Origin of the sequence: Pseudomonas sp. MWU16-30317 (genome assembly GCF_020515695.1) — a bacterium.
In the GTDB taxonomy this organism is placed as follows: domain Bacteria; phylum Pseudomonadota; class Gammaproteobacteria; order Pseudomonadales; family Pseudomonadaceae; genus Aquipseudomonas.
In genome coordinates, this window is sequence record NZ_JAIWJA010000003.1 from 596,389 (window position 1) to 607,466 (window position 11,078).

Here is an 11,078-nt window from a genome sequence, read left to right on the forward strand (position 1 = left end):
GCGAACGTCGGGCGTGGACGGTAACTGATTGAATTGAAAAGAAAATTGCCTCGGTGAGAGGCAGCCTGGTGAGAAAGTGTCTATGAAAACAGGTCTGTACCGTCCCGATGAATTCAAGGATAACTGTGGTTTTGGCCTGATCGCCCACATGACGGGCGAGCCCAGTCATCACCTGTTGCAGACAGCCATTGAAGCGCTGACCTGCATGACCCACCGTGGCGGTATCAACGCCGACGGCAAGACCGGCGACGGTTGTGGTCTGTTGATCCAGAAGCCTGATCTGTTCCTGCGCACCAAGGCCCAGGAGCACTTTGGCGTCGACTTGCCCAAGCAATATGCCGTGGGCATGGTGTTCCTCAACCAGGATGACGCCAAGGCCAAGGCCGCTCGCGAGAACATGAACCGCGAGATCCTCAAGGCCGGCCTGCAACTGATCGGTTGGCGTCAGGTGCCGATCGACACCAGCGTGCTCGGCCGCCTGGCTCTGGAGCGCCTGCCGAAGATCGAGCAGGTGTTCATCGGTGGCGAAGGCCTGAGCGACCAGGAAATGGCCCTCAAGCTGTTCGGCGCCCGTCGTCGTTCCTCGGTGGCCAACGCCGCCGACAGCGACCACTACATCTGCAGCTTTTCGCACAAGACCATCATCTATAAAGGCCTGATGATGCCCGCGGACCTGGAAGCCTTCTTCCCGGACCTGGGTGACGAGCGCCTGCGCACCGCAATCTGCGTGTTCCACCAGCGCTTCTCCACCAACACCCTGCCGAAATGGCCGCTGGCTCAGCCGTTCCGCTTCCTCGCCCACAACGGCGAGATCAACACCATCACCGGCAACCGCAACTGGGCGCTGGCGCGTCGTACCAAGTTCGCCAACGAACTGATGCCCGACCTCGAAGAACTCGGCCCGCTGGTCAACCGCGTGGGCTCGGATTCCTCGAGCATGGACAACATGCTCGAACTGATGGTCACCGGCGGCATCGACCTGTTCCGCGGCGTGCGGATGATCATTCCGCCTGCGTGGCAGAACGTCGAGACCATGGACTCGGACCTGCGCGCCTTCTACGAATACAACTCCATGCACATGGAGCCGTGGGACGGTCCGGCAGGCGTGGTGATGACCGAAGGTCGTCACGCGGTCTGCCTGCTCGACCGTAACGGCCTGCGCCCGGCGCGCTGGGTCACCACCAAGAACGGCTACATCACCCTCGCGTCGGAAATCGGCGTGTGGAACTACAAGCCGGAAGACGTCATCGCCAAAGGCCGCGTCGGCCCTGGGCAGATCTTCGCCGTGGATACCGAAACCGGCCAGATCCTCGATACCGACGCCATCGACAACCGCCTCAAGTCGCGTCATCCGTACAAGCACTGGCTGCGCAAGAACGCCCTGCGCATCCAGTCGACCATGGAAGACAACGACCACGGTTCGGCTTTCTATAACAGCGACCAGCTCAAGCAGTACATGAAGATGTACCAGGTCACCTTCGAGGAGCGCGATCAGATCTTGCGCCCGCTGGGTGAGCAGGGCTACGAGGCGGTGGGCTCGATGGGCGACGACACGCCAATGGCGGTGCTGTCCCAGCGCGTGCGCACGCCTTACGATTACTTCCGCCAGCAGTTCGCGCAGGTCACCAACCCGCCGATCGACCCGCTGCGTGAAGCCATCGTCATGTCGCTGGAGATCTGCCTCGGTGCCGAGCGCAATATCTTCCAGGAATCGCCAGAGCACGCTTCGCGCGTGATCCTCAGCTCGCCGGTCATTTCCCCGGCCAAGTGGCGCTCGTTGATGAACCTCGATCGCCCAGGCTTCGCCCGGCAGATCATCGATCTCAACTACGACGAGTCCATGGGCCTCGAAGCGGCGATCCGCAACGTCGCCGATCAGGCTGAAGAAGCCGCGCGCTCCGGGATCACCCAACTGGTGCTGACCGACCGCCATATCGGCCCGGGCAAGCTGCCGATCCACGCCGCGCTGGCCACTGGCGCCGTGCACCATCGCCTGACCGAAAAAGGCCTGCGCTGCGACAGTAACATCCTGGTCGAGACCGCCACCGCACGTGATCCGCACCACTTTGCCGTGCTGATCGGTTTCGGCGCCTCGGCGGTCTATCCGTTCCTGGCCTACGAGGTGCTGGGCGACCTGATCCGCACCGGCGAAGTGCTGGGCGATCTGTACGAAGTCTTCAAGAATTACCGCAAAGGCATCACCAAGGGCCTGCTCAAGATCCTCTCGAAAATGGGTATCTCGACCATCGCTTCGTACCGCGGTGCGCAGCTGTTCGAGGCCATCGGCCTGTCCGAGGAAGTCTGCGACCTGAGCTTCCGTGGCGTGCCGAGCCGCATCAAGGGCGCGCGTTTCGTCGATCTCGAAGCCGAGCAGAAAGCCTTGGCCGCCGAAGCCTGGAGCGTGCGCAAGCCGATCCAGCAAGGTGGCCTGTTGAAGTTCGTCTACGGCGGTGAATACCACGCCTACAACCCGGATGTGGTCAGCACCCTGCAAGCCGCCGTGCAGCAGGGCGACTACGCCAAGTTCAAGGAATACACCGCGCTGGTGGACAACCGCCCGGTGTCGATGATCCGTGACTTGCTCAAGGTGCGCGAACTCGACCAGCCGTTGGCCATGGATCAGATCGAACCGCTGGAGGCCATCCTCAAGCGCTTCGACTCGGCGGGTATCTCGCTGGGCGCGCTGTCGCCGGAGGCTCACGAAGCCCTGGCTGAAGCCATGAACCGCATGGGCGCGCGTTCCAACTCTGGCGAGGGCGGGGAAGACCCGGCCCGCTACGGGACTATCCGCAGCTCCAAGATCAAGCAGGTGGCCACCGGCCGCTTTGGCGTGACCCCGGAATACCTGGTCAACGCCGAAGTGCTGCAGATCAAGGTCGCCCAAGGCGCCAAGCCAGGCGAGGGCGGGCAACTGCCAGGCGGCAAGGTCAACGGCCTGATCGCCAAGCTGCGCTATGCCGTGCCCGGCGTGACGCTGATTTCGCCGCCGCCACACCACGACATCTATTCGATCGAAGACTTGTCGCAGCTGATTTTCGACCTCAAGCAGGTCAACCCGGCAGCGCTGGTCTCGGTCAAGCTGGTTGCGGAAGCGGGCGTCGGCACTATCGCCGCCGGTGTGGCCAAGGCCTATGCCGACCTGATCACCATCTCCGGCTACGACGGCGGTACCGGTGCATCGCCACTGAGCTCGATCAAGTACGCCGGTTCGCCTTGGGAGCTTGGTCTTGCCGAAACTCACCAGACCCTGCGCGGCAACGACCTGCGCGGCAAGGTCCGGGTGCAGACCGACGGTGGCCTGAAAACCGGCCTCGACGTGATCAAGGCGGCGATCCTCGGCGCCGAAAGCTTCGGCTTCGGTACCGCGCCGATGATCGCCCTGGGGTGCAAATACCTGCGTATCTGCCACCTGAACAACTGCGCCACGGGCGTTGCGACCCAAAACGAGAAGCTGCGCAAAGACCACTACATCGGCACTGTCGACATGGTCATCAACTTCTTCTCCTACGTCGCCGAAGAAACCCGTGAGTGGCTGGCTCGCCTGGGCGTGCGCTCGCTCGAAGAGTTGATCGGCCGTACCGATCTGCTCGACATCCTGCCGGGCGAATCGTCCAAGCAGCGGCATCTCGACCTGACGCCACTGCTGGGCAGCGATCTCATCCCTGCCGACAAACCGCAGTTCAGCCAGGTCGATCGCAACCCGCCGTTCGACAAGGGCCTGCTGGCCGAGAAGATGGTCGGCATGGCGATCAGTGCGATCACCAACTCCACGGGTGGCGAGTACGAACTGGACATCTGCAACTGCGACCGTTCGATCGGCGCGCGGATTTCCGGCGAAATCGCCAAGCTGCACGGCAACCAGGGCATGAACAAGGCGCCGATCACCTTCCGCTTCAAGGGCACTGCCGGGCAGAGCTTCGGAGTGTGGAACGCCGGCGGCCTGAACATGTACCTCGAAGGCGACGCCAACGACTACGTCGGCAAGGGCATGACGGCCGGCAAGCTGGTGATCGTGCCGCCCAAGGGCAGCCCGTTCAAGACCCAGGACAGCGCCATCATCGGCAACACCTGCCTGTACGGCGCCACGGGCGGCAAGCTGTTCGCCGCTGGCACCGCAGGTGAGCGCTTTGCGGTACGCAACTCCGGTGCGCACACCATCGTCGAAGGCACTGGCGACCACTGCTGCGAATACATGACCGGCGGCTTCGTCTGTGTGCTCGGCAAGACCGGGTACAACTTCGGTTCGGGCATGACCGGCGGTTTCGCCTACGTGCTCGACCTGGACAACACCTTCGTCGACAAGGTCAACCACGAGCTGGTGGAAATCCAACGCATCAGCGGTGAAGCGATGGAAGCCTATCGCACTCACCTCGAGAAAGTGCTGGCCGAATACGTTGAAGAAACCGATAGCGAGTGGGGCCGCAACGTCTGGGAGAACCTCGACGATTACCTGCGCCGCTTCTGGCTGGTCAAGCCCAAGGCCGCCAATCTCAAATCCTTGCTGTCGAGTACCCGCGCGAATCCGCAGTGATGCCTGGCGGCAGCTTCAAGCGTCGAGCTTCAAGCTGCAAGCCACGGCGGTACGCGGTGTCGGGGATAAATTTGATCGCTTCAAGCTTGCAGCTTGAAGCTTGCAGCTCGCAGCTGCTTCTAGAGGTTTGAAACATGGCTGAACGTCTGAGTAATGACTTCCAGTTCATCGAGGTCGGGCGCAAAGATCCGAAGAAGAAACTGTTGCGTCAACGCAAGAAGGAGTTCGTGGAGATCTACGAACCCTTCAAACCCCAGCAGTCCGCTGACCAGGCCCACCGCTGCCTGGGCTGCGGTAACCCGTATTGCGAGTGGAAGTGCCCTGTGCACAACTTCATTCCCAACTGGCTCAAGCTGGTGGCCGAGGGCAACATCCTCGCCGCCGCCGAGCTGTCGCACCAGACCAACACTCTGCCGGAAGTCTGCGGCCGGGTGTGCCCGCAGGATCGTCTGTGCGAGGGCGCTTGCACCCTCAATGACGGTTTTGGCGCGGTGACCATCGGTTCGGTCGAGAAGTACATCACTGACACGGCGTTCGCCATGGGCTGGCGCCCGGACATGTCCAAGGTCAAACCGACCGGCAAGCGCGTCGCCATCATCGGCGCCGGGCCTGCGGGCCTGGGCTGTGCCGATGTGCTGGTGCGCGGCGGCGTGACCCCGGTGGTGTTCGACAAGAACCCTGAGATCGGCGGTCTGCTGACCTTCGGCATCCCCGAGTTCAAGCTGGAAAAGAGCGTGCTGAGCCATCGTCGCGAAGTCTTCACCGGCATGGGCATCGAGTTCCGCCTGAACATCGAAGTGGGCAAGGACATCACCATCGAGCAACTGCTCGAAGAGTACGATGCCGTGTTCATGGGCATGGGTACCTACACCTACATGAAGGGTGGTTTCCCGGGCGAAGACCTGCCGGGCGTGCACGATGCGCTCGACTTTCTGATCGCCAACGTCAATCGCAACCTGGGCTTTGAAAAGTCGCCGGAAGATTTCGTCGACATGAAAGGCAAAAAGGTCGTAGTACTCGGCGGCGGTGACACGGCGATGGACTGCAACCGCACCTCCATTCGCCAAGGCGCGAAGGCGGTGACCTGCGCCTATCGTCGCGACGAAGCGAACATGCCCGGCTCGCGCAAAGAGGTGAAGAACGCCAAGGAAGAAGGCGTGAAGTTCCTCTATAACCGCCAGCCGATCGCCATTGTCGGTGAAGACAAGGTCGAAGGCGTGAAGGTGGTCGAGACCCGTCTCGGCGAGCCGGATGCCCGTGGCCGCCGCAGCCCCGAGCCGATCCCGGGCTCCGAAGAGATCATTCCGGCCGACGCCGTGGTCATCGCCTTCGGTTTCCGCCCGAGCCCGGCGTCGTGGTTCGAGCAGCACAGCATCCAGACCGACAGCCAAGGCCGAGTGATCGCGCCCGAGCAGTCCAAGTTCAAGCACCAGACCAGCAACCCGAAGATCTTCGCGGGTGGCGACATGGTGCGCGGCTCCGATCTGGTGGTGACGGCGATCTTCGAAGGGCGCAATGCCGCCGAAGGGATCCTGGATTACCTCGAGGTCTGAAGCCCGCGTCGATCCTTTCGCGGGCAAGCCTTGCTCCCACAGGTGTACGCCTGTAGGAGCAAGGTTTGCCCGCGAAGAGGCCGGTACTGATTGCACTTAATCGCCCCGATAGATAAAAGGCACGGCTCTCGCCGTGCCTTTTGCGTCCCGGTCTGAGAAAATGCCCGCACTTTTCTGCCGGATGTTGCCATGACTGCCCTGAAGAATGACCGTTTCCTGCGCGCCCTGCTCAAGCAGCCGGTCGATGTCACCCCTGTGTGGATGATGCGCCAGGCGGGCCGTTATCTGCCCGAGTACCGTGCCAGCCGGGCCAAGGCCGGTGATTTCATGAGCTTGTGCATGAATCCGGAATTCGCCTGCGAAGTCACGATGCAGCCGCTCGAGCGCTACCCGCTGGACGCCGCCATTCTGTTCTCGGATATCCTCACCATCCCCGATGCCATGGGCCAAGGTCTGTATTTCGAGACTGGTGAAGGCCCGCGCTTCAAGAAAGTGGTCAGCACGATGGCCGACATCGAGGCACTGCCGATCCCTGATCCGCACAAGGACCTTGGCTACGTGATGGACGCCGTGAGCACCATCCGCCGCGAACTCAACGGCCGCGTGCCGCTGATCGGCTTCTCCGGCAGCCCCTGGACGCTGGCCACCTACATGGTCGAAGGCGGTTCGTCCAGGGACTTTCGCAAGACCAAGGCCATGCTCTACGACAACCCCCAGGCCATGCACCTGCTGCTCGACAAGCTGGCGCAGTCGGTCACGGCCTATCTCAACGGCCAGATCCAGGCCGGTGCCCAGGCGGTGCAGATCTTCGACACCTGGGGCGGCAACCTGTCGGCTGCGGCCTACCAGGAGTTTTCACTGGCCTACATGAAAAAGATCGTCGGCGGCCTTATCCGCGAGCACGATGGTCGCAAGGTGCCGGTGATTCTGTTCACCAAGAACGGCGGCCTGTGGCTCGAGAGCATTGCCGATGCCGGCGCGGACGCGCTGGGCCTGGACTGGACCTGCGATATCGGTGAAGCCCGCCGCCGCGTCGGCAGCAAGGTGGCCCTGCAAGGCAACATGGACCCGACCGTGTTGTACGCCAAGCCCGAAGCGATCCGTGCCGAGGTGGCCCGTATCCTGGGTAGCTACGGCCATGGCACCGGGCATGTGTTCAACCTGGGCCACGGCATCACGCCCGAGGTCGATCCCGAGCACGCCGGCGCGTTTATTCGCGCGGTGCACGAGTTCTCGGCGCAGTACCACCAGTAAAATATAGCGAGGGGGCTTGCCCCTGAAAACTTTCGACCTCCCCCCAGATGTGAGGGAGGCGGAAATTTTCGGGTGCAAGCCTCTTCGCTACAGGGTGAGCTAAGTCTTCACATTCCCCGCCAACGGCTGCAACTTCGCCAGTTTCGCCGCCACCGCCAACGCAATCACCAGCAACGCCCCGATAAAAGCGCCTATGCCGTTCCAGCCCGCATAGTGCCAGGCCACGCCACCCAAGGTGCCGGCCACACTCGACCCCACGTAATAGCAGAACAGATACAGCGACGACGCCTGGCCCTTGGCCTTGATCGCCCGGCGGCCGATCCAGCTGCTGGCGACCGAGTGGGCGCCGAAGAAGCCGAAGCAGAACATCAGCATGCCGACAATGATCAGCGCGATCGGCGTGAACAAGGTCAGCAGCAGGCCCGCGAACATCAGCACCAGTGACATCCAGAACACTTTGCGCCGGCCGTGGCGGTCGGCCAGTGCGCCGATCTTCGCCGAGCTGTAGATGCCGGACAGGTACACCACCGAGAGCATGCCCACCAGCGCCTGGCTCATGAGGTAGGGCGCCGCCAGCAAGCGGTAGCCGATGTAGTTGAACAGGGTCACGAAGGCGCCCATCAACAGGAACCCCTCGATGAACAACAGGGGTAGCCCGGCATCGCGAAAATGCATCGTGAAACCATCAAGCAGGCCGCGCGGTTTGAGCTTGCGCGAGCGAAAGTTGCGCGACGGGGGCAGGAACTTGACGAACAGTGTCGCGGCGCCCAGCGCCAGCACGCCCACCACCATCATCGCCGTGTGCCAGCTCACATAATCGATCAATACCCCGGTAATCAACCGCCCGCTCATGCCGCCGATAGCGTTGCCGCCGATATAAAGGCCCATGGCCAGGCCGATGTGTTCTGGGTGGATCTCTTCACTCAGGTAGGTCATGCCCACCGCCGCCAGCCCGCTCAGGGACAAGCCGATCAGCGCGCGCATTACCAGCACGCCCTCCCAGCTAGGCATGAAGGCGCTGGCAATGGTGCACAGAGCGGCGCTGAACAGCGCCGCGACCATCACCGGTTTGCGGCCGATGCTGTCGGAAATCGGCCCCGTGACCAACAAGCCGATCGCTAGCATGCCGGTGGAAATGGACAGCACCAGGCTGCTTTGCGCGGCGTTGATCGAATACTCGCGGGACAGGATCGGCATCATCGGCTGCACGCAATACAGCAGGGCAAAGGTCGCGAAGCCGCCCGCGAACAAAGCCAGTACGGTGCGCAGGAACAGCGGCGTGCCTTTTTCGATATAGGTCTCGGCCAGCTGTTCGGCAATATTTTCGAGGGGACTGGAGGGGATTTCGTGGAGGGATGCAGCGACAGCAGTTTTCACGTGTACCTCTGGGAGGGGTAGCCTGGGCCGGCGTTTGAAAAAATCATATAGGCTGCTAATGATTCTTTCCAATATATTGTTCGACCTGTTTGATAGGTTTAACGACTCAATAGGGCTGTCATGGAATTACGTCATCTGCGGTACTTCATTGCTGTCGCCGAGGAGCTGCATTTTGGCCGCGCAGCCCTGGCCCTGGGGATCTCCCAACCGCCGCTCAGCCAGCAGATTCAGGCGCTGGAGCAAGAGTTGGGCGCGCGCCTGTTCGAACGCACCAACCGGCGGGTCGAGCTCAGTGAAGCGGGGCGGCTGTTTCTCGACGAAGCGCGGCAGGTACTGGCGCAGGTCGACAAGGCCGCGGATGTGGCCCGTCGCGCGCAGTTGGGGCAGCTGGGCGAACTGAAAGTCGGCTTTACCACGTCGGCGCCGTTCAACTCCAGCATCCCCAAGGCAATCTATGCCTTTCGCCAGGCGTTCCCGGCGGTACATCTCAATCTGGAGGAAATGAGCAGCAAGGAGGTGGCCGATTCGCTGGTGGATGGTTCTATCGACATCGGCCTGATGCGGCCGCTGCCCTTGCCCGATTCGCTGGTCTCTGTGGAGCTGTTTCGCGAACCGCTGGTGGCGGTGCTCAACAGCGCCCATCCGCTGGTGCCGGACAGCAGCTCCGGCCTGCACCTGGCGGACATGGCCAACGAACCGTTCGTGTTCTTCCCGAGGGGTTACGGCAGCGGGCTGTACTCGCAACTGCAAAACCTCGCCCGCGCCGCCGGATTCAGCCCGCACATCGCCCAGGAGGCGGGCGCGGCAATGACCATTATCGGCCTGGTCTCGGCGGGGCTGGGGGTTTCGGTACTCCCGGCGTCTTTCCAGTGGATGCGCATCGACGGCGTGGTCTACCGCCCATTGCTGGACCCCGGCGCGGAGTCGGCGGTGTGGCTGGTACAACGACGGGAAACACCTTCGGCGATGGTCAGTGGTTTCGTGGAGTTGTTGCGTGCGGCGGGGTGAGAGGCGGTGTATTCGTGGCGGCCTCTGGGAGAGATACGGTGATCAAAAGCCCGCCAAGGTAGCGAACATCCCCTCCACGCCACTACACTCGGACATTCCCTGAAACAAGGAGGTCTTCCCATGCGTCGCGTGGTGTTCAATCAGAAAGGTGGCGTCGGCAAATCCAGCATCGCCTGCAACCTGGCGGCGGTGAGTGCGAGCGAGGGTTACCGTACGCTGTTGATCGACCTCGATGCCCAGGCCAATTCCACCCAGTACCTCACGGGCCTGACCGGGGCCGACATCCCGATGGGCATTGCCGAGTTCTTCAAGAACACCCTGTCCAGCGGCTTGCTGACCAAAAAGAATGCGGTCGACATCTACGAAACGCCCTACGACAACCTCCATGTCATCACCGCCACTGCGGAGCTTGCCGACCTGCAGCCCAAGCTGGAGGCAAAGCACAAGATCAACAAGCTGCGCAAACTGCTGGATGATCTGGACGAAGACTACGATCGCATCTATATCGATACGCCACCGGCTCTGAACTTCTATGCGGTATCGGCGCTGATCGCTGCGGATCGAGTGCTGATCCCCTTTGACTGCGATAGTTTTTCCCGTCAGGCGCTGTACGGCCTGCTGGAAGAAATCCAGGAGCTCAAGGACGACCACAACGAGGACCTCAGCGTCGAGGGCATTGTGGTCAACCAGTACCAGGCCCGCGCCAGCCTGCCCCAGCAGATGCTCGACGCGCTGATCGCCGAGGGCCTGCCGGTGTTGCCGGTGTACCTCAGCAGCTCAGTCAAGATGCGTGAATCCCACGAAGCCAGTATGCCGCTGATCCATCTGGACCCGCGGCACAAGCTGACCCGGCAATTCGTCGAACTGCATCACTTGCTGGACACCGACTGAGCGGCGGTCCGCTTACTGCACCTTGGCCAGATCGCCGCGCAGCGCTACACCGGCAATGATCGCACCCGAATGGCACTCATAGGTGACCGGGTCCTTGCGCTCGTTGCTCTTGTAGAAGCTGGCGAGGTTGACCACCGCGTTGGCCCCGACTTTTTTGGCCGCTTCCTGCATGGTCAGCAACGCCGATTGCAGCACCCATTCGCAGGCCTCTGTGTCGGTCTTGTTAAAGGCGTTGGTCTTCTTGTTGGTGACTGCGGCTGGCGAAACCACAGTGACCTTGCCCCGTGGCTGCACGCCGGCGAGGTAAAACTTGACGCTGCCGTCGAGCTTCTTGGCGGCGGTCATTTCGTCGACCACTTTCTGGAACGGCAGGTACAGCGCCGTGTCACGCGCCTGGCTGACGGCAGGCAACAGACCGAGCAGCAGGGCGGCCGAGAGAGTGAGAGCTTTCAATTGCATGCATA

At 62.0% G+C, this 11,078-nt stretch carries 7 protein-coding genes; 5 read left to right on the forward strand and 2 right to left on the reverse strand.

Features of this window, described 5'->3' with window-relative positions:
• Positions 1-82 precede the first annotated feature (82 nt).
• From gltB to hemE, 3 genes are all read left to right on the forward strand, one after another.
• A complete protein-coding gene (gene gltB / locus LIX93_RS11755) occupies positions 83-4,531 on the forward strand; it encodes a glutamate synthase large subunit (protein WP_226504205.1) in 4,449 nt (1,482 codons plus the stop codon).
• 134 nt (positions 4,532-4,665) lie between these two features.
• Positions 4,666-6,084, forward strand: coding sequence for an FAD-dependent oxidoreductase (locus LIX93_RS11760; protein WP_226504206.1), 1,419 nt, complete (start codon positions 4,666-4,668; stop codon positions 6,082-6,084).
• Positions 6,085-6,273: 189 nt separating this feature from the next.
• Positions 6,274-7,338 carry a uroporphyrinogen decarboxylase gene (hemE, locus tag LIX93_RS11765; protein ID WP_226504207.1) on the forward strand — a complete coding sequence of 355 codons (1,065 nt, stop codon included), beginning with the start codon at positions 6,274-6,276 and terminating at the stop codon, positions 7,336-7,338.
• A 99-nt stretch (positions 7,339-7,437) separates the two neighbouring features.
• Here hemE and LIX93_RS11770 read toward each other — a convergent pair whose 3' ends face one another.
• Positions 7,438-8,715, reverse strand: a complete 1,278-nt coding sequence (locus LIX93_RS11770; RefSeq protein ID WP_226504208.1) for an MFS transporter — start codon at positions 8,713-8,715, stop codon at positions 7,438-7,440.
• A 120-nt stretch (positions 8,716-8,835) separates the two neighbouring features.
• Between LIX93_RS11770 and LIX93_RS11775 the strand changes: the two genes are divergently transcribed.
• Positions 8,836-9,723 carry a LysR family transcriptional regulator gene (locus LIX93_RS11775; RefSeq protein WP_226504209.1) on the forward strand — a complete coding sequence of 296 codons (888 nt, stop codon included), beginning with the start codon at positions 8,836-8,838 and terminating at the stop codon, positions 9,721-9,723.
• Between the two features lie 120 nt (positions 9,724-9,843).
• Positions 9,844-10,614 (forward strand): ParA family protein, encoded by a 771-nt coding sequence (locus LIX93_RS11780; RefSeq protein ID WP_226504210.1) that lies wholly within the window; start codon positions 9,844-9,846, stop codon positions 10,612-10,614.
• A 12-nt stretch (positions 10,615-10,626) separates the two neighbouring features.
• Here the strand turns inward: LIX93_RS11780 and LIX93_RS11785 are convergent, their stop codons facing one another.
• Positions 10,627-11,073 (reverse strand): excinuclease, encoded by a 447-nt coding sequence (locus tag LIX93_RS11785; RefSeq protein WP_226504211.1) that lies wholly within the window; start codon positions 11,071-11,073, stop codon positions 10,627-10,629.
• Between the last annotated feature and the right edge of the window lie 5 nt (positions 11,074-11,078).

Excerpts from the sequence above, each read along its gene's own strand:
- gltB (WP_226504205.1), top strand. The coding sequence starts at position 83 with ATGAAAACAGGTCTGTACCGTCCCGATGAATTCAAGGATAACTGTGGT.
- LIX93_RS11760 (WP_226504206.1), top strand. The coding sequence starts at position 4,666 with ATGGCTGAACGTCTGAGTAATGACTTCCAGTTCATCGAGGTCGGGCGC.
- hemE (WP_226504207.1), top strand. The coding sequence starts at position 6,274 with ATGACTGCCCTGAAGAATGACCGTTTCCTGCGCGCCCTGCTCAAGCAG.
- LIX93_RS11775 (WP_226504209.1), top strand. The coding sequence starts at position 8,836 with ATGGAATTACGTCATCTGCGGTACTTCATTGCTGTCGCCGAGGAGCTG.
- LIX93_RS11780 (WP_226504210.1), top strand. The coding sequence starts at position 9,844 with ATGCGTCGCGTGGTGTTCAATCAGAAAGGTGGCGTCGGCAAATCCAGC.
- LIX93_RS11785 (WP_226504211.1), bottom strand. The coding sequence starts at position 11,073 with ATGCAATTGAAAGCTCTCACTCTCTCGGCCGCCCTGCTGCTCGGTCTG.